General features: G+C 63.8%; 17 protein-coding genes. 3 read left to right on the top strand and 14 right to left on the bottom strand.

The genetic code is table 11. The features are described 5' to 3' along the window. Positions 1-20: 20 nt before the first annotated feature. The 14 genes from AC1DN9_RS12685 to AC1DN9_RS12620 form a co-directional block, all read right to left on the bottom strand. Positions 21-2,735, bottom strand: coding sequence for a motility hub landmark protein FimV (locus AC1DN9_RS12685; protein WP_478100605.1), 2,715 nt, complete (start codon positions 2,733-2,735; stop codon positions 21-23). Between the two features lie 166 nt (positions 2,736-2,901). Then, the gene (gene asd / locus AC1DN9_RS12680) at positions 2,902-4,044 is read right to left on the bottom strand and encodes an aspartate-semialdehyde dehydrogenase (RefSeq protein ID WP_478100603.1); all 1,143 of its coding nucleotides are present in this window, start codon (positions 4,042-4,044) and stop codon (positions 2,902-2,904) included. A gap of 90 nt (positions 4,045-4,134) precedes the next feature. Next, positions 4,135-5,223: a 3-isopropylmalate dehydrogenase gene (leuB, locus tag AC1DN9_RS12675; RefSeq protein WP_478100601.1), complete on the bottom strand. Its 1,089-nt coding sequence runs from the start codon at positions 5,221-5,223 to the stop codon at positions 4,135-4,137. A gap of 33 nt (positions 5,224-5,256) precedes the next feature. After that, positions 5,257-5,907 (bottom strand): 3-isopropylmalate dehydratase small subunit, encoded by a 651-nt coding sequence (gene leuD / locus AC1DN9_RS12670; protein ID WP_478100599.1) that lies wholly within the window; start codon positions 5,905-5,907, stop codon positions 5,257-5,259. Between the two features lie 14 nt (positions 5,908-5,921). Continuing rightward, positions 5,922-7,343, bottom strand: coding sequence for a 3-isopropylmalate dehydratase large subunit (gene leuC, locus AC1DN9_RS12665; protein ID WP_478100597.1), 1,422 nt, complete (start codon positions 7,341-7,343; stop codon positions 5,922-5,924). A 30-nt stretch (positions 7,344-7,373) separates the two neighbouring features. Further along, positions 7,374-8,318 carry a LysR family transcriptional regulator gene (locus AC1DN9_RS12660; protein WP_478100595.1) on the bottom strand — a complete coding sequence of 315 codons (945 nt, stop codon included), beginning with the start codon at positions 8,316-8,318 and terminating at the stop codon, positions 7,374-7,376. Between the two features lie 125 nt (positions 8,319-8,443). Then, positions 8,444-8,584, bottom strand: coding sequence for an entericidin A/B family lipoprotein (locus AC1DN9_RS12655; protein WP_478100593.1), 141 nt, complete (start codon positions 8,582-8,584; stop codon positions 8,444-8,446). Positions 8,585-8,735: 151 nt separating this feature from the next. Next, positions 8,736-10,046, bottom strand: a complete 1,311-nt coding sequence (gene gltA, locus AC1DN9_RS12650; RefSeq protein WP_478100592.1) for a citrate synthase — start codon at positions 10,044-10,046, stop codon at positions 8,736-8,738. Between the two features lie 23 nt (positions 10,047-10,069). Beyond that, positions 10,070-10,372, bottom strand: coding sequence for an FAD assembly factor SdhE (locus AC1DN9_RS12645; RefSeq protein WP_478100590.1), 303 nt, complete (start codon positions 10,370-10,372; stop codon positions 10,070-10,072). Between the two features lie 17 nt (positions 10,373-10,389). Next, on the bottom strand, positions 10,390-11,091 hold the full coding sequence (locus AC1DN9_RS12640; RefSeq protein ID WP_478100588.1) for a succinate dehydrogenase iron-sulfur subunit: 702 nt from the start codon (positions 11,089-11,091) through the stop codon (positions 10,390-10,392). Positions 11,092-11,124: 33 nt separating this feature from the next. Beyond that, entirely contained in the window at positions 11,125-12,933 is a 1,809-nt protein-coding gene (sdhA, locus tag AC1DN9_RS12635) for a succinate dehydrogenase flavoprotein subunit (RefSeq protein ID WP_478100587.1), read from the bottom strand. 87 nt (positions 12,934-13,020) lie between these two features. Further along, on the bottom strand, positions 13,021-13,386 hold the full coding sequence (gene sdhD / locus AC1DN9_RS12630) for a succinate dehydrogenase, hydrophobic membrane anchor protein (RefSeq protein ID WP_478100586.1): 366 nt from the start codon (positions 13,384-13,386) through the stop codon (positions 13,021-13,023). A gap of 13 nt (positions 13,387-13,399) precedes the next feature. Beyond that, positions 13,400-13,846, bottom strand: a complete 447-nt coding sequence (gene sdhC / locus AC1DN9_RS12625; protein WP_478100585.1) for a succinate dehydrogenase, cytochrome b556 subunit — start codon at positions 13,844-13,846, stop codon at positions 13,400-13,402. 232 nt (positions 13,847-14,078) lie between these two features. Next, on the bottom strand, positions 14,079-14,840 hold the full coding sequence (locus AC1DN9_RS12620) for a GntR family transcriptional regulator (protein ID WP_478100583.1): 762 nt from the start codon (positions 14,838-14,840) through the stop codon (positions 14,079-14,081). 189 nt (positions 14,841-15,029) lie between these two features. Between AC1DN9_RS12620 and AC1DN9_RS12615 the strand changes: the two genes are divergently transcribed. Genes AC1DN9_RS12615 through AC1DN9_RS12605 form a run of 3 tightly spaced genes read left to right on the top strand, consistent with a single transcriptional unit; the run spans position 15,030 to position 17,828 of the window. Further along, positions 15,030-16,016, top strand: coding sequence for a malate dehydrogenase (locus AC1DN9_RS12615; protein WP_478100581.1), 987 nt, complete (start codon positions 15,030-15,032; stop codon positions 16,014-16,016). A 17-nt stretch (positions 16,017-16,033) separates the two neighbouring features. Beyond that, positions 16,034-16,810, top strand: coding sequence for a trans-aconitate 2-methyltransferase (gene tam, locus AC1DN9_RS12610; RefSeq protein WP_478100579.1), 777 nt, complete (start codon positions 16,034-16,036; stop codon positions 16,808-16,810). Positions 16,811-16,820: 10 nt separating this feature from the next. Continuing rightward, positions 16,821-17,828: an HpcH/HpaI aldolase/citrate lyase family protein gene (locus tag AC1DN9_RS12605; RefSeq protein ID WP_478100577.1), complete on the top strand. Its 1,008-nt coding sequence runs from the start codon at positions 16,821-16,823 to the stop codon at positions 17,826-17,828. Positions 17,829-17,849: the final 21 nt, after the last annotated feature.

Here is a 17,849-nt window from a genome sequence, read left to right as displayed (position 1 = left end):
ATCGGCGGCCGCATGGCCACTCAGCGCAACTGACCGAGGAGCTGCTTGGCCTCGGCCTTGATGTCGCCGGAGCTTTCGGCGGCGACTTCTTCCACCAGCGAGCGGGCGCCTTCGACGTCGCCGAGCGCCTTGAGTTCGCGTGCCAGGGAGAGCTTGATCGCGTGCGGACCCTCGCCGCTTTCCTCCACGGGTTCTAGGCGGCCACGTTCCGTGTCGCCGGGGTTGCGGCTCGACAGGCCGGCCAGCGAACTCATGTCGAATTCGATGAACCCGGAGTCTGCCGGGAGACCGGCGCGCAGCGGCGCCGGCTGTGTGCGTTCTTCATCGGACGACGAGGGAGCGCGCGTGATCGGCTCCAGGGCCCCGGGGGCGGTGTCGAAGTCGTTTTCAAGATCGAGGCGAGGCGCGTGGCTCGCCGCTGCATGGCCATTCATGCCCCCCGAAACGGGTACGGCGCGCGGAATTTCGCGAGCGGGCTGAACCGGCACGGGCGGCAGGGTCGCGCTGATGGGCACCGGCGCGGTTGCCGCAGGTACCGGCGGCTTGCTCAGATCGAGATCGAAGTCCAGCGGCGCCACGGAGGGCACGAAAGCCGGAGGCGGGGCTTCGGCCGGCTCGGCCGCAGCGGCCAGAGGGGCGGGTGCGGTTGCAGGTGCCGTTACAGTCGACGCCGCTGCCAGCGTTCCGGCGAAGGCAGCAGCTTCTGCCGCCGACGCGCCGCGGCCGCCCGATTCGTACAAGGGGTTGCCAGGATCCAGATCCTTGCCCAGTTCCACGACGCGGTTCCAGTCGGTCCCGGTGCCGCCGGTGAGCTTGTGAACGTCCGCGGCGAGTGCCTCGTAAGCGCGAAGATCGCGGCGCTTGGCGTGAATTTCCAGCAACTTGAGGTGAATTGCGGTGCGTTCCGGGTTCACGCGCAACGCCTCACGCAGAATTTCCTCGGCCTGCAGGTCGCGACCATAGGCCAGATAGACATCGGCCTCCGCCACGGGGTCGACGTCGCCGGCATCCAGTTGGCTGGGCGAGTACGAGAGTGAGGACACCACTGAATTGCCGCGATTCTTCGTGTCGACCGATTCGCCGCCGCTGGCGCCGAAGAAGGAGTCCTTGGGGATTCGGCTCTCGATGAAGACGCTGTCGCCTGCGTCGCGACGCTTGCGGCCGAGTACGCGGTAGAGCAGGAAGCCGATCAGCAACGCGATCAGCGCAGCCGCCCCGACCATGAGTGGGTTTTCGAGCAGTTCCGCAAAGAAGCCCTGCTCTGCGGGTGCCGGAGGCGCTGCAGGCTTGGCTGCCTTGGGCGCGGGCGTCGCGGCGGCGGCTGGCGGCTGCGCAGGTGCGGGCGCCGGTGCGGCAGCAGCCGGCGTTGTGCCGGCGGCGACCACAGGGGCAGCCGCAATTGGAGGGGCGGGGGTCGCAGCGGTCTCGCTGGGCGTTGGTGCTGCGGCAGGGGGTGCCGCTGTTGTTACGGGCGGAATTGCGGGCGCGGCAACCGCCGCAGTAGGGGCAGGGGCAGGAGCGGGAGTAGCGGCAGGAGCGGGTGCAGGGCTCGGCGCAGCGGCCGGGGCGGCGCTGCCTCCGGTAGCCTGCAGCTTGTTCAAATCGCTGATGTTCTTCGACAACTCGGCGACGCGCGCGTTGCTCTCTTGCGCTTGTCGCGCCTGAGCGATCTGCTCTTCGGTCGGGTGGCCGGGAGTGATGCCCTGGGAGATCTTCAGCTTGTCGCTGGCAGCGTTCGCAGCGTTGCGGTCCTCAACATTGGCCTGCAGCTTGCCCGTGGCCTGACGGCTGGCATCGGCCACCTGGGACGTCGGTGCGTTTTCCGCAAGGCGCCGACGGTAGTCGCCGAAATCGCGGCTCTGTGCCACCACGGTGCGCTTGGCTTCGGCCGGCGGAATCGCTTCGGCTTGGGAAGCACCGGGTACATCCAGCACCGCGCCGGCCTTGATCCGGTTGACGTTGCCACCGATGAAGGCATTGGGATTGGCGCGCAGAAGTGCCACCAGCATCTGGTCGAGCGACACGTCGGCCGGCTTGTATGCGCCCGCGATCTTGCTCGCTGTGTCACCTGCTTTCACGGTGACCTGTTGATCTCCCGTGGCGCTGCCTGTTCCGGTGCGAATTGCATCGGGTTCCGGCGGAACTGCTGGTGTCGCAGCGGGGCGCTGCGAACGCACCGGCGGCGCCTGAACCACGACAGGCGCTGCGGTTTGTGGGCGCGCGCTGATCTGCGGCGCAGTCGGTGCGACGGGTGCGGCTGCCTGGCGGCTGGTCGGGGGATCGAGCAGCATCGTGTAGTCCCGGACGATCCGTCCCGAACTCCAATTGGCTTCGAGCAGCAGGTCGATGAAGGGCTCGCTGACCAGCCGGTTGCTGGTGAGCCGTACGACGTAGCGCCCGTCGGCCCGTCGCTGGACGCCGACGCGAACATCGGACAGCGCGGAGTTGTAGGGAACGCCGGCAGCCTTGAAGGCGGCGGACGAAGCGATGTTGACCTTGAGGCCATCCGCCTCTGCCGGAGTGAGGTCGGCGACCTCGATTTCAGCGCGCAGCGGCTCGCCGAGGGCTGATTGGATGTTGAGGCGCCCGAGCGTCACTGCACTGGAGTCGGCGCTGAAGGCCCCCAACGCCACCGMGACAGCTGCACTGAGTACTGAAAGCTGTCCGCGACCCAAGGTCGTCGGAGCGGGGCGTGTGGCCGAGAGGCGGGCCGCGGTCAACGGTTGTCGTGTCATGCTGTAAGGGGGCAGCTCGGCCCAAAAGTGTAAGGGGACGTTAACATCAACACCCCCCACTGACAAGGCGACAGGCCTTATCTACCCAGTGCGTGCAAACTTCGTCATGCATTGGCCGTTGCGGCACAGCAACGGCGCGCGTCCCGGAGGACGCGCTCGGGACGCTTCAGGCTTCCAGAAGGATGCGCAGCATGCGGCGCAGCGGTTCGGCCGCGCCCCAGAGCAGTTGATCGCCGATGGTGAAGGCGCCGACATATTCGGGGCCCATGGCCAGCTTGCGCAGGCGGCCGACCGGGATCGTCATGGTTCCGGTGACTGCGACGGGCGTCAGGTCCTTGACCGTGGCTTCGCGGTTGTTCGGCACGACCTTGACCCATTGGTTGTCGGCGGCGATCAACGCCTCGATATCAGCCACGGGGACGTTCTTCTTGAGCTTGAAGGTCAGCGCCTGGCTGTGGCAGCGCATCGCGCCGATCCGCACACAGAAGCCGTCCACCGGCGTCGCAGCCGTTCCGAAGCCCGCGCCCTGGCCGAGGATCTTGTTGGTTTCGGCGCCGCCCTTCCATTCTTCCTTGCTCATGCCGTCGCCCAGGTCCTTGTCGATCCAGGGAATCAGGCTGCCGCCGAGGGGAGCACCGAAGTTCGCCGTTTCAGCGGCAGAGAAGGATTGCTGCCTGGCCAGGACCTTGCGGTCGATTTCAAGGATGGCCGACTTCGGGTCGTCGAGGAGGGCGCGCACCTCGGCATTGATCGTGCCGAACTGGGTGAGCAACTCGCGCATGTGCTGGGCACCGCCGCCGGATGCCGCCTGGTACGTCATGCTGGTCATCCATTCGACCAGGCCGGCCTTGTAGAGCGCTCCGACGCCCATCAGCATGCAGCTGACCGTGCAATTGCCGCCGATCCAGTTCTTGCCGCCCTTGGCCAGCGCGTTCTCGATGACCGGGAGATTGACAGGATCGAGAACGATGATCGCGTCGTCGTTCATGCGCAGCGTGGATGCCGCGTCGATCCAGTGGCCCTTCCAGCCGGCTGCGCGCAGCTTAGGGAAGACCTCCGTCGTGTAGTCGCCACCCTGGGCCGTGATGACGATGTCGCACTTCTTGAGTGCATCGATGTCGTGGGCGTCCTTGAGCGTGGTCTCGTTCTTTGCCATGGCCGGGGCCTTGCCGCCGGCGTTGGAAGTCGAGAAGAAGACCGGCTCGATCAGTCCGAAGTCGCCTTCGGCCTGCATGCGGTCCATCAGGACCGAGCCGACCATGCCGCGCCAGCCTACGAGGCCGACCAGAGGTTGATTTGCGTTCGCCATTTCAGTTTGCCCTTGTGAAAAAAGAAAGTTGTCTTCTCTTTGCGCCCGGCTCGTCAGAGCCGGGGAGGGGCGTGACGAATCGGGCTGCGGTTAGCCGGTAATCGTCTTTTTGGTGATGGCAGCCACCACGGCATCGCCCATTTCGCGGGTGCCTACCTTGGTGGTACCAGCGGACCAGATGTCTGCCGTACGCAAGCCCTGAGCCAGCACGTGCTTGACCGCCGACTCGATTCGGTCGGCAGCCTCGGGTTGGTTCAGGGAGAAGCGGAGCATCATGGCAGCGGACAGGATTGTAGCCAAAGGGTTGGCAACCCCTTTGCCTGCGATGTCTGGCGCACTGCCGTGGCTGGGCTCGTAGAGGCCCTGGTTGCTTGAATTGAGCGATGCGGAGGGCAGCATGCCGATCGATCCGGTGAGCATCGCGGCCTCGTCCGAGAGGATGTCGCCGAACATGTTGCCGGTGACCACCACATCGAATTTCTTGGGCGCCTTGACCAGTTGCATGGCTGCGTTGTCGACGTACATGTGGTCGAGTTCGACGTCGGGATATTCCTTGCCGACCTCGGTGACGATGTCCTTCCAGAACTGGAAGGTCTCAAGCACGTTGGCCTTGTCGACGCTGGTCACGCGCTTGCTGCGCTTGCGCGCCGCCTGGAACGCGACGCGGGCGATGCGCTCGACCTCCGGGCGCGAGTAGCGCATGGTGTCGAAGGCTTCTTCGGCGCCCGGGAAGTGGCCGTCGACGGCCGTGCGGCGGCCGCGTGGCTGGCCGAAATAGATGTCGCCCGTCAGTTCGCGAATGATGAGGATGTCGAGTCCGGCGATCAGCTCGGGCTTGAGACTCGATGCATCGACCAACTGCTCGTAGCAGATGGCCGGACGGAAGTTCGCGAACAGGCCGAGGTTCTTGCGCAAGCCAAGAATGGCCTGCTCGGGCCGCAGCGAGCGTTCCAGCTTGTCGTATTTCCAGTCGCCTACGGCGCCGAAGAGCACCGCATCGGCCTCCTTGGCGAGCTTGAGCGTGGATTCGGGTAGCGGATGGCCGTGGGCCTCGTAGGCTGCGCCGCCGACGAGTGCGGTTTCGGTCTCGAACGAGAGATCGAGCGTTTCGAGGACACGGAGCGCCTCGGCGACGATTTCGGTKCCGATGCCGTCACCGGGGAGTACTGCGATTTTCATGAAGGTTCGTCTGGAAGTTTTGATTGTGGGCAATCAGGCGATCAACTGGTGCGACAGCCACGGTTTCGTCGCCAGGCGCTCGGTCTCGAAGGCCTTGATCTTGTCCTTGTGGCGCAGCGTCAGGCCGATGTCATCGAGTCCGTTGATCAGGCAGTACTTGCGAAAAGCCTGGACTTCGAACGGAATCTCGGTGCCGTCCGGCTTGATCACGACCTGGCGTTCAAGGTCGATGGTCAGGCTGTAGCCCGGAAACGCAAAGGTCTCGTCGAAAAGCTGCGCGACCTGCGATTCGCTCAGCACGATCGGCAGCAGGCCATTCTTGAAGCTGTTGTTGAAGAAGATGTCGGCATAGCTCGGCGCGATGATGGCGCGGAAGCCGTATTGGTCGAGCGCCCAGGGCGCGTGCTCGCGTGACGATCCGCAGCCGAAGTTCTTGCGCGCAAGCAGCACCGAGGCGCCCGCGTAACGCGGTTGATTCAGCACGAAGTCCGGATTGGGCTTGCGCGACTTGGGGTCCTGGCCCGGCTCGCCCGGATCCAGGTAGCGCCAGGCGTCGAACAGGTTCGGGCCGAAGCCGGTCTTGCGGATCGACTTCAGGAATTGCTTGGGGATGATGGCGTCGGTGTCGACGTTCTCGCGGTCCATCGGTGCCACGAGGCCCTTGTGCACGGTGAATTTCTGCATGGTGTGGCTCCTAATCAGGCGAATTGACGTACGTCGACGAAATGACCGTGGACAGCGGCGGCCGCGGCCATGGCGGGGCTGACGAGGTGCGTGCGGCCGCCGGCGCCTTGCCGTCCTTCGAAATTGCGGTTGCTGGTCGATGCGCAGCGCTCGCCCGGCTCCAGCCGGTCGGCGTTCATGGCGAGGCACATCGAGCAGCCGGGTTCGCGCCATTCAAAGCCTGCCGCCTTGAAGATCAGGTCCAGACCTTCGCGCTCAGCCTGTTCCTTCACGAGGCCCGAGCCGGGAACGACCATTGCCAGCTTGACGTTCTTGGCAACTTTCTGGCCGAGCTTCTTGACCATCGCAGCGGCTTCGCGCATGTCCTCGATGCGGCTGTTGGTGCAGGAGCCGATGAACACCTTGTCGATGAGGATGTCGTTCATCGGCTTGTTCGGCTCCAGGCCCATGTAGGTCAAGGCGCGTTCGATCGCGCCGCGCTTGTTCGCGTCCTTTTCCTTGTCGGGATCCGGCACGCGGCCGTCCACCGGGACGACCATTTCGGGCGAAGTGCCCCAGGTCACCTGCGGCTTGATCTGCGCTGCGTCGAGTTCGACCACCGTGTCGAAATGCGCGTCGGCATCGGAGTGCAGCGTCTTCCAGTAGGCCACGGCCTGGTCCCACTCGACACCCGTGGGCGAGAGGGGGCGGCCCTTGACGTAGTTGATGGTCTTTTCGTCAACGGCCACCATTCCCGCGCGCGCGCCGGCTTCGATCGCCATGTTGCAGACCGTCATGCGGCCTTCCATGGTCAGGTCTCGAATCGCGGACCCGGCAAATTCGATCGTGTAGCCTGTGCCACCCGCGGTGCCGATCTTGCCGATGATCGCGAGCACGATGTCCTTCGCCGTGCAGCCCAGGGGCAGCTTGCCCTCGACTTTCACGAGCAGGTTCCTGGCCTTCTTGGCGAGCAGCGTCTGCGTGGCCATGACGTGTTCGACCTCGCTGGTGCCGATGCCGTGCGCGAGCGCGCCGAAGGCGCCGTGCGTGGAGGTGTGAGAGTCGCCGCACACGACGGTCATGCCCGGCAGCGTGGCGCCCGATTCGGGGCCGATCACATGCACGATGCCCTGGCGCTTGCTCAGGAACGGGAAGAACGCGGCGGCGCCGAATTCCTTGATGTTGCTGTCGAGCGTGGTGATCTGCTCCTTGCTGATCGGATCCTCGATGCCGTCGTAGCCGCGCTCCCAGTGGGTGGTCGGTGTGTTGTGGTCGGCGGTCGCCACCACGGAGCTGATACGCCACAGCTTGCGCCCGGCTTCGCGCAGGCCTTCGAAAGCCTGGGGGCTGGTCACTTCATGGACGAGGTGACGGTCGATGTAGAGGATCGCGGTGCCGTCTTCCTCGGTGTGGACGACGTGTTCGTCCCAGAGCTTGTCGTAAAGCGTGCGTGACATGGTGGTCTCTTTCGTGGGGAAATGAATGTCTTATGCGGCGAGTTGTTCGGGCGCCGAGGAAGGCGAGTGCAGGTGCGTGACGAGCATGCGGGCCGCTACCGGGAGGGTGGAGAAATCGCGCGCGACCAAGCGAATCTCCCGCGCGGCCCACCGGTCGTTGAGCGCGATGTTCTTCAGGCCGCGGCCGATGCCGCCTTGCATGAGCTCGAAGGCGCGAAGCGGCATCACGCCGATGCCGAGGCCGTTGTCGATCATCCGGCACATCGCGTCGAGTCCCGTCACGTGAATGCGAAGCTTGATCGCGCGGTTCTGGGCCAGCGCGGCTTGGTGCATGGCGACGTAGATGGAGCTGTTGGTGTGCAGTCCGACGTGGTCGAAATCCAGGGAATCGGCGAAGTCGACCGCCTGTTTCGACGCAAGCGGATGTCGCGCCGGCACGACCAACACCAGCGCATCCTTGCGATAGGGAAGGCTCTGCAGTTCGCTCGTGCCCTCCGGCAGATGGCAGACGCCCAGGTCGGCGGCGCCTTCGTGGACCGCCCGCACGACCTCGCTGCTGAGATGCTCTTCAAGATCGATCTTGATGGCGTCGTGCTCGCGCGTGAATGCGCCGAGGTCTTCCGGCAGGAACTGGACGATGGCCGAGATGTTGGCGTGGACGCGAACGTGGCCTCGCACGCCGTCCGCGTATTCGCTGAGCTCGCCCTGCATCTTTTCGAGGCTGTAGAGCACCGAGCGGGCGTGATGGAGCAGGCTTTCGCCCGCGGGTGTCAGGTCGACGCCGCGCGCGTGGCGATAGAGGAGGGGGGTGCCAAGGGTGGCTTCCAGATCCGACAGGCGCTTGCTGATGGCCGAAGCCGCAATGAACTCGCGCTCCGCTGCCCGTCCGATGCTGCCCAGTTCGCAGACGGCCACGAACAACTGCAGCGACGTCAGGTCGATGCGGCGGGCGAAACTGCGTTCGGAGGAAGTCATAAGGGCTCTGGCATCTCGTTCAGAGATGGTGGGCCCTATTTTCTCCTTGTTTTGGGGGTTGAGTCATCGTGATCTGCGATGACTTCATTGCCGCGGCGCGATGAGCGCCGCGGGCGTCCAAATCCTCACTGCTTCTTCGTCGCCGCGTCTTCCATCTTTTGGCCACCCTTCTGAATATCCTGGCCTGCGCCCTTCATGGTGTTGCATCCAGCGAGCGGGATGACGAAGGCAAAAGTGACGGCCATCATTGCAGCGATTTTTTTCATGACGGAACTCCTTAGGAATCGAAAAGGAACAGGTGAATGAAGCAGTGACCCTCCGATTCCAAAATTACCGTCCCGCCCATTCAGGCCATGTAAGCCAAAACGCAAAAAAGCTGCCCGAAGGCAGCTTTCCTGGGTGAGGGCAAAGCAGCGATCAGCGTTGCGTGATCGGCTTGACGTCGCGCTTGGGCGAACCTTCGAACAACTGGCGAGGACGGCCGATCTTGTAGTCGGGGTCGCCGATCATTTCGTTCAACTGGGCAATCCAGCCGACAGTGCGCGCGAGCGCAAAGATGGCGGTGAACAGCGGGACCGGGATGCCGATGGCGCGCTGCACGATGCCCGAATAGAAGTCGACATTCGGGTAGAGCTTGCGCGACACGAAGTATTCGTCTTCCAGTGCGATCTTCTCGAGGGCCATGGCCAGCTTGAACAGCGGATCATTCTCGAGGCCCAGTTCGCCGAGCACTTCCTTGCAGGTTTCCTGCATCAGCTTCGCGCGCGGATCGTAGTTCTTGTAGACCCGATGCCCGAAGCCCATCAGCTTGACATTCGAGTTCTTGTCCTTGACCTGCTTGATGAACTCGCCGATCTTCTCGACGCCGCCGGCCTTCTGGATGTCGTAGAGCATGTTGAGCGCTGCTTCGTTGGCACCGCCGTGGGCAGGGCCCCAGAGGCAGGCCACGCCGGCCGCGATCGCCGCGAACGGGTTGGTGCCCGACGAGCCGCACAGGCGCACGGTCGAGGTCGAGGCGTTTTGCTCGTGGTCTGCGTGCAGGATGAAGATGCGGTCGAGCGCGCGTTCGAGCACCGGGCTCACCTTGTACTCTTCGCACGGCGTCGCGAACATCATGTGCAGGAAGTTGCCTGCATAGCTGAGTTCGTTCTTCGGGTACATGTAGGGCTGGCCCACGGTGTACTTGTAGGCCATGGCCACCAGCGTCGGCATCTTGGCGATCAGGCGGATCGCGGCGATTTCGCGGTGCTTCGGATTGTTGATGTCCGTGCTGTCGTGATAGAAGGCCGAGAGCGCGCCGACCAGGCCGGTCATGATGGCCATCGGATGGGCATCACGGCGGAAGCCGCGCAGGAAGAACTGCATCTGCTCGTTGACCATCGTGTGGTTGGTCACGAGCTTCGTGAAGTTGACCTTCTGGTCCGGGTTGGGCAGTTCACCGTACAGCAGCAGGTGGCAGGTCTCGAGGAAGTCGCAGTTGGTCGCGAGTTGCTCGATGGGATAGCCGCGGTAGAGCAGTTCGCCCTTGTCGCCGTCGATGTAGGTGATAGCCGATTCGCACGAGGCCGTCGACATGAAGCCCGGGTCGTAGGTGAACATACCTGTCTGGGCGTAGAGCTTGCGGATGTCGATCACGTCGGGGCCCATCGTTCCCTTGTAGATCGGTAGGTCGACGTTCTGTCCGCCGTTGCTGAACGACAGCGTGGCCTTGGTCTCGGATGCTTTCATTTCGGGTCTTTCAATGGATATGTTCAGGAAGATAGGAATTGCGCGCCGTCGGTGCGCATCAACTGCAGCAGTTCGATCACTCCGGCACCGGCCCATCCGGGCTCGGGCTCCTTTCGACGAAGCAAAAGGTCGAGCAGATCGTTGTCTGACAGGTCCATCAATGTCTCCAGTGCCTGCGCCTGCCCAAGGGTCAGGCTTGCCTCGTGCCGCTCGAAGAAACGGGCAATGAACAGGTCGTTTTCGAGCAAGCCGCGCCGGCAACGCCATTTCAGCTTGCTCAGCGCGCGTACGCCGATCGGCTGGTTGAGATCGTCGGTGGCTTGCATGATGTCCAAGGCTTTTGTCAGATGGCGCGGCGCACCATCAATTCCTTGATCTTGCCGATGGCCTTGGTCGGGTTCAAGCCCTTGGGGCACACGTCCACACAGTTCATGATGGTGTGGCAGCGGAACAGGCGGTACGGGTCTTCGAGGTTGTCGAGGCGCTCGCCGGTGGCTTCGTCACGGCTGTCGGCAATGAAGCGATAGGCCTGCAGCAGCCCGGCGGGGCCGACGAACTTGTCGGGATTCCACCAGAAGCTTGGGCAGCTGGTCGAGCAGCTCGCGCACAGGATGCACTCGTAGAGGCCGTTGAGCTCGTCGCGCTCCTCGGGTGACTGGAGACGTTCCTTTTCGGGCGGCACCGTGTCGTTCTGCAGGTACGGCTTGATCGAGTTGTACTGCTTGAAGAACTGCGTCATGTCCACGATCAGGTCGCGGATCACCGGCAGGCCGGGCAGCGGCTTCAGCACGATCGTGCCCTTGAGCGTGAGCATGTTGGTCAGGCAGGCCAAGCCGTTCTTGCCGTTGATGTTCATGGCGTCCGAGCCGCAAACGCCTTCGCGGCAGGAGCGGCGGAACGACAAGGAAGGATCTTGCGCCTTGAGCTTCATCAGGGCGTCCAGCAGCATGCGCTCGTGGCCGTCGAGTTCGATCTCGATGGTCTGCATGTAGGGCTTGGCGTCCTTGTCCGGGTCGTAACGGTAGATTTGGAATGTGCGCTTCATCGTGATGCCTTGTAATGCTTGTGTCGTGGAATCTCAGAACGTGCGGACCTTGGGCGGCACGGACTCTACGGTCAGCGGCTGCAGCTTGACAGGCTTGTACGAGAGGCGGTTGTCCTGGCTGTACCAGAGCGTGTGCTTCATCCAGTTCGCGTCGTCCCGGCCGAGCGGCGCGACCGGATCGTCCGCCGGGCGCTCGTAGTCCTCGACCGTGTGCGCGCCACGACATTCCTTGCGAGCGGCGGCCGAAACCATCGTGGCCTGCGCGACTTCGATGAGATTGTCGACTTCCAGGGCTTCGATGCGCGCGGTGTTGAAAACGCGCGACTTGTCCTTGAGAGTGACTTCCGCGACGCGTTCACGCACGGCTGCGATCTTCTGGACGCCTTCGTCCATGGATGCCTGCTTGCGGAACACCGCGGCGTGCTGCTGCATGACCGACCGGATTTCGTTGGCCACGTCCTGGGCGTATTCGCCGCTGGTGGAGCGCTCGAGTTGGTTGAGACGCTCCAATGTGCGGTCGGCGGCGTCGGCCGGCAGGTCCTTGTGCTCCTTGAGCTTGTCGTTGAACTCGACGATGTGGTTACCGGCTGCGCGGCCGAACACCAGCAGATCGAGCAGTGAGTTCGTGCCCAGGCGGTTCGCGCCGTGCACGCTCACGCACGAGCATTCGCCGACGGCGTAGAGGCCGTGAACCACGGCGCTGTTTTCCTCGCCCTTCTGGATGACGACCTGGCCGTTGATGTTGGTGGGGATGCCGCCCATCTGGTAATGGATGGTCGGCACGACCGGGATCGGTTCCTTGGTGATGTCGACGTTGGCGAAGTTGATGCCGATCTCATACACCGAGGGCAGGCGCTTGTGGATCGTTTCGGCGCCGAGGTGGTCGAGTTTCAGCAGCACGTAGTCCTTGTTGGGCCCGCAGCCTCGGCCTTCCTTGATTTCCTGGTCCATCGAACGCGAGACGAAGTCACGCGGTGCGAGGTCCTTGAGCGTCGGTGCGTAACGCTCCATGAAGCGTTCACCGTTGCTGTTCAGCAGGATCGCGCCTTCGCCGCGGCAGCCTTCGGTCAACAGCACCCCGGCGCCGGCCACGCCGGTCGGGTGGAACTGCCAGAACTCCATGTCCTGCAGCGGGATGCCCGCACGTGCGGCCATGCCGAGCCCGTCGCCGGTGTTGATGAATGCGTTGGTCGATGCCGCGAAGATGCGCCCGGCGCCGCCGGTGGCCAGCAGCACGGTCTTGGCCTGCAGGATGTGCAGGTCGCCGGTTTCCATTTCGAGTGCCGTCACGCCGACCACGTCGCCTTCGGCGTCGCGGATCAAGTCCAGTGCCATCCACTCGACGAAGAACTGCGTGCGTGCTTCGACGTTCTTCTGATAGAGCGTGTGCAGCATCGCGTGGCCGGTGCGGTCAGCCGCCGCGCAGGCACGCTGCACCGGCTTCTCGCCGTAGTTGGCCGTGTGGCCGCCGAAAGGGCGCTGATAGATCGTGCCGTCCGGATTGCGGTCGAAGGGCATGCCGAAGTGTTCGAGCTCGTACACAACCTTTGGTGCTTCGCGGCACATGAACTCGATCGCATCCTGGTCGCCGAGCCAGTCGGAACCCTTGATCGTGTCGTAGAAGTGGTAGTGCCAGTTGTCTTCGCTCATGTTGCCGAGCGAGGCGCCAACGCCGCCCTGCGCCGCGACGGTGTGCGAGCGCGTCGGAAACACCTTGGACAGAACGGCGACATTGAGGCCGGCCCGCGCCAGCTGCAGCGAGGCGCGCATGCCGGAGCCGCCGGCACCGACGATGACGACGTCGAACTTGCGCTTCGTGATTTGTTCTTTTGTATAGGTCATGGGGTCAGGACTCCTGCCGGGCCGCCCCAAGGGAGGCCTCGCCCCCTCGGGGGGCAGCGATTACGTGAAACGAAAAGCTTGGGGGCATCACAGCCTCCAAAGCACTTGAATGGCCCAACCTGCGCACGCCAGAAGCCAGACGATCGTGAAAACTTGCAGCACGAGGCGGATGCCGACGGGCTGGACGTAGTCCATCCAGATGTCGCGCATGCCGACCCAGACGTGATAGAGCAGCGAGGCAATCACCACGAAGGTGAGCACCTTCATCCATTGCGCGGCAAAGATGCCGGCCCAAGTGTCATAGCCGATCGGACCGCGCGAGAAGATCACCTGTGCCAGCAGGATGATGGTGAAGAGCGCCATCAGGGCGCCGGTGACACGCTGGCTGAGCCAGTCGCGCAAGCCGTAATGCGCGCCGACGACGGTGCGCTTGGAGCCGTAGTTCACAGACATCGATTGCTCCCTTTCAGTACAGGCCGAACAGCTTGGCGCCGAGGACGACGGTCAGCAGGATGCTGAGCGCCAGCGTGGCAATGGCCGAGCTCTTGCCGAATTCCTTGCTCACCGCAGCGTGGCTCACGTCCATCCACAGATGGCGCAGGCCGGCGATGATGTGGTGCAGGTAGGCCCAGATCAGCGCGAGCGCAACGAGCTTGATGAACCAGCCCGGAACGAAACCAAGGCCGCTGTTGAAGGCAGCCTTGAAGCGAGCGAACGAAATCTCGGAAGACACCGACGTGTCGAACATCCAGATGATGAAGGGCAGCAGCAGGAACATCAGCGCGCCGCTCACGCGGTGGAGGATCGACACGAGGCCGGCCGGAGGAAGCCGGTAGGTCGTCAGATCGGTGATGGCGTTGATGTTGCGGAACTCGCGCCGCTGCGGTCGGGGTGGTGTGGCCAGCTCTGTCATGGGGGCTTTCAGTATTTTTTTAGGGGGGCGGCAATCTGTAGCAGAAATGCAAACAACTCAAAATTCTATTGCAACGCAACACGCTTGTTGCTCGCACCCAGGCTTGCCCACGTCGTATGGTTACCAACCCCTAGTCGTGGGAGTTGCCTGCGGCCGGGTGAAGCCGGTTCCGCGGCAGCCCCGGGACGGGAGTGTGCGCGCATTGCTTGAAGGGAAGGGAAGAGACAGATCATCACCCGAGTTCGTTGCGGTAGTGATGGGTGTCGGTCCTGTAGAGGCCGCGACGCAATTCCATCGGGGTGTCGTGGTACGTATGGGCCACGCGCTCTACGCTCAGCAGCGGTGTCGCCGTCGTGACGGCGAGAAGCGTCGCTTGTTCTTCGTCGGGCAGTACGGCGCGAATCTTTTCTTCGGCGCGGACCATGCGAACGCCGAACTCCGTCTCGAACAATGAGTACATGGGGCCGTGCCACGCGGTGAGGCGCTCCGCCGTCAGACCCTTGAAGGGGGCTCCCGGTAGCCAGAGGTCTTCGAGGATGGTGGGTGTGCCGCGGTAGGCCAGCACGCGTCGCACCTGCAGCACTGCATCGCCGGTGCGCAGGGCCAGTGCGCGGGCGACATCGGCGGCGGCGCGCTGCCGACGGCAGTCGACGATTTCGCGCTCGGCCGGCCCTTCGCTGTCGACATCGCCGCTGTCGGGCACCAGCTTCAAAAAACGATACTGGACGTGTTGCTCGGCGTGTGTCGCGACGAAGGTGCCCTTGCCCTGGCGCCGCACCACGAGATTTTCGGCCGCCAATTCGTCGATCGCCTTGCGTACCGTGCCTTGGCTGACGCGGAAACGCGCGGCGAGGTCGATTTCGCTCGGGATCGGTTCCCCCGGCTTCCATTCGCCGGCGTGCAGGCTCTGCAGGATCAACGACTTGATCTGCTGATAGAGCGGGCTGAACGACGGTGTCGAGAGATCCGCGATGGCGGTAGGGGTGGTGGTCATGGCATCGGTCGCGCGCTTCAATGGCGTCTTCGGGTCGACATCTTATATAAGACATAAGACAGGCGCCATCAAAACAGTAAATCGGCATAAAATCCGAGACGGCCTGAAGCCAGGGCGCCACCGTCCGGGCCGACCTCGCGGCCGCACTCCGCGGCCATGCACCGTTTCACCATTTCCTGGAGTTTTCCCATGAGCAAAAAGCCTGTTCGCGTTGCCGTCACCGGTGCCGCTGGCCAAATCGGTTACGCCCTGCTGTTCCGCATCGCCTCCGGCGAAATGCTCGGCAAGGACCAGCCGGTCATCCTGCAACTGCTCGAGATCCCCGACGAGAAAGCCCAGAAGGCGCTCAAGGGCGTGATCATGGAACTCGAAGACTGCGCGTTTCCGCTGCTCGCCGGCGTCATCCCGACCGGTGACCCGCTCGTCGCCTTCAAGGACGCTGACTATGCACTGCTCGTCGGTGCGCGTCCCCGTGGCCCCGGCATGGAGCGTGCAGACCTGCTGGCCGCCAACGCCCAGATCTTCACGGCCCAGGGCAAGGCCCTCGACCAGGTTGCGAGCCGCAACGTCAAGGTGCTCGTGGTCGGCAACCCCGCCAACACCAATGCCTACATCGCGATGAAGAGCGCGCCCAGCCTGCCGCGCAAGAACTTCACCGCCATGCTGCGCCTGGACCACAACCGCGCCGCCAGCCAGATTGCCGCCAAGACCGGCACCGCCGTGGGCGACATCGAAAAGCTCACCGTCTGGGGCAACCACTCGCCCACGATGTACGCCGACTACCGCTTTGCCACCGTCGGTGGCAAGAGCGTCAAGGACTTGATCAACGACCAGGTCTGGAATGCCGACGTGTTCCTGCCGACCGTCGGCAAGCGCGGCGCCGCCATCATCGATGCGCGCGGCCTCTCTTCGGCCGCCTCGGCTGCCAATGCCGCCATCGACCACATGCGCGACTGGGCACTGGGCTCCAATGGCAAGTGGGTCACGATGGGCATCCCGTCCGACGGTCAGTACGGCATTCCCAAGGACGTGATCTTCGGCTTCCCGGTCACCACCGAAAACGGCGAGTACAAGCTGATCGAGGGCCTCGACATCGACGCCTTCAGCCAGGAGCGCATCAACAAGACGCTCAAGGAATTGCAAGACGAACAGGCTGGCGTCGCCCATCTGCTCTGAGCACGCATCCGCCGGCCATGCTCGACTGGAACCCCGCGCTCTATCGTCGCTACGAGGATGAGCGCACGCGCCCCGCGCAGGAGTTGCTTGCGCGGGTGCCACTGGCCGAAGCCGCGCGCGTGTTCGACCTCGGCTGCGGGCCGGGCAACTCCACCGAGCTGCTGGTGCATCGGTTTCCGACGGCGCAAGTCGTCGGGACCGACAATTCCGATGCCATGCTGGCGAGCGCGCGCGAGCGCCTGCCGCAAGCGCGCTTCGAACTGAGCGACATCGCAACGTGGCGGCCCGAGTCGCCGCCCGACCTCATCTACGCCAACGCCGCCCTTCAATGGGTACCTGATCACGAGACCCTGATCCCGAGACTCTTCGCAGCCTTGGCGCCGGGCGGTGTCCTGGCGATCCAGATGCCCGACAACCGGCAAGAACCCACGCATCGCCTGATGCGCGAAGTCGCCGGAGAAGCTCCCTGGGCGCACGCAATCGGCAATGCCGACAAGCTGCGGACGGATCTGCTGGGGATCGAGGGCTACTACGACCTCTTCGCCGCAGATGCAGAAAAGGTCGATGTCTGGCGCACTGCCTATCAGCACCCGATGGCTTCCGCGGCCGCGATCGTCGAATGGGTTCGCGGCACCGGTCTGAAGCCCTTCGTCGATCGCTTGACGCCCGAGTTGCAGGCCAGCTACCTGGCGGAATACGAACGTCGGATCGCAACGGCTTATCCGCCGCGCGCCGATGGCCGCTTGCTGCTTGCATTTCCGCGCATGTTCATCGTCGCGAAACGAAAGGCATGAGGTTGTCACGATGAGCGCGGATTCTTCAGTTGTTCATCCGCGCCAGGTTCTTCTTGGCGCCCAGGCCGGCGCGGTCGTGCTGCCGGTTTGCGATCACTACAGCGGGGTCGAAGCGCGTATGCGCAAGAGCCTCGCGTTGCAGGCCGAGATGGCCGCGGAGTTTGGTGCCTGCGTCTTCGACGTCACGCTCGATTGCGAGGACGGCGCGCCCGTGGGTGGCGAGGCCGAACATGCGGCACTCGTCACCGAACTTGCGCTCTCCGCCGCTCCAGGCATGCGTGTCGGCGCGAGGGTGCATCCGGTCGATCATCCAGCTTTTGCCGGCGATGTGATCACCATTGCGGGGCGGGCGGGACATCGGCTGAGCCATCTGATGGTGCCCAAGGTCGAGTCGGTCGAAGACGTGCACGCTGCGGTCGAGGCCCTCGACGCCGCCAGCGCCGAGGCACTGCCGCTGCACGTGCTGATCGAATCGCCGCTCGCGGTTCACCATGTCTTCGAGATCGCCGCGCATCCACGGGTGCAATCACTCAGCTTCGGCCTGATGGATTTCGTGTCCGCCCATGGAGGCGCGATTCCTGCCGAGGGCATGGGGGCTGCGGGACAGTTCACCCATCCGCTCGTGGTGCGTGCAAAGCTCGAAATCGCTTCCGCCGCCCATGCGCACGGCAAGGTGCCTTCGCATTGCGTTGTCACCGAATTCAACGATGTCGAAGCGATGCGCAGCGCGGCGAAGAAAGCGGCCAACGAGTTCGGCTTCACGCGCATGTGGAGCATCCATCCCAGCCAGATCCGCCCGATCCTCGAAGCATTCGCGCCCGATGATCGGCAGATTCAAATCGCTACAAAAATCATTGCGACCGCGGCTGGTGCCGCTTGGGCACCGGTCAGCATCGATGGCACATTGCATGACCGCGCCAGTTACCGACATTTCTGGCAGGTCCTAGAACGGGCGCATGCCACAGGCCGCACCTTGCCAACCGAGGCGCAGGCGTGGTTTGCCCCGTCGTCATCCTGAAACCCAACCCGCGAAAGAACC

Source organism: Variovorax sp. 05L425 (assembly GCF_056397705.1).
The sequence above is the reverse complement of the archived record's forward strand: the minus strand, read 5'-3'. Positions and strand labels throughout refer to the sequence as shown.

Coding starts and splice junctions, on each gene's coding strand:
- AC1DN9_RS12620 (WP_478100583.1), bottom strand. CDS start 14,840: ATGACCACCACCCCTACCGCCATCGCGGATCTCTCGACACCGTCGTTC.
- gltA (WP_478100592.1), bottom strand. CDS start 10,046: ATGAAAGCATCCGAGACCAAGGCCACGCTGTCGTTCAGCAACGGCGGA.
- leuC (WP_478100597.1), bottom strand. CDS start 7,343: ATGTCACGCACGCTTTACGACAAGCTCTGGGACGAACACGTCGTCCAC.
- AC1DN9_RS12645 (WP_478100590.1), bottom strand. CDS start 10,372: ATGCAAGCCACCGACGATCTCAACCAGCCGATCGGCGTACGCGCGCTG.
- AC1DN9_RS12615 (WP_478100581.1), top strand. CDS start 15,030: ATGAGCAAAAAGCCTGTTCGCGTTGCCGTCACCGGTGCCGCTGGCCAA.
- sdhC (WP_478100585.1), bottom strand. CDS start 13,846: ATGACAGAGCTGGCCACACCACCCCGACCGCAGCGGCGCGAGTTCCGC.
- AC1DN9_RS12605 (WP_478100577.1), top strand. CDS start 16,821: ATGAGCGCGGATTCTTCAGTTGTTCATCCGCGCCAGGTTCTTCTTGGC.
- leuD (WP_478100599.1), bottom strand. CDS start 5,907: ATGCAGAAATTCACCGTGCACAAGGGCCTCGTGGCACCGATGGACCGC.
- sdhA (WP_478100587.1), bottom strand. CDS start 12,933: ATGACCTATACAAAAGAACAAATCACGAAGCGCAAGTTCGACGTCGTC.
- AC1DN9_RS12660 (WP_478100595.1), bottom strand. CDS start 8,318: ATGACTTCCTCCGAACGCAGTTTCGCCCGCCGCATCGACCTGACGTCG.
- AC1DN9_RS12640 (WP_478100588.1), bottom strand. CDS start 11,091: ATGAAGCGCACATTCCAAATCTACCGTTACGACCCGGACAAGGACGCC.
- asd (WP_478100603.1), bottom strand. CDS start 4,044: ATGGCGAACGCAAATCAACCTCTGGTCGGCCTCGTAGGCTGGCGCGGC.
- sdhD (WP_478100586.1), bottom strand. CDS start 13,386: ATGTCTGTGAACTACGGCTCCAAGCGCACCGTCGTCGGCGCGCATTAC.
- tam (WP_478100579.1), top strand. CDS start 16,034: ATGCTCGACTGGAACCCCGCGCTCTATCGTCGCTACGAGGATGAGCGC.
- AC1DN9_RS12655 (WP_478100593.1), bottom strand. CDS start 8,584: ATGAAAAAAATCGCTGCAATGATGGCCGTCACTTTTGCCTTCGTCATC.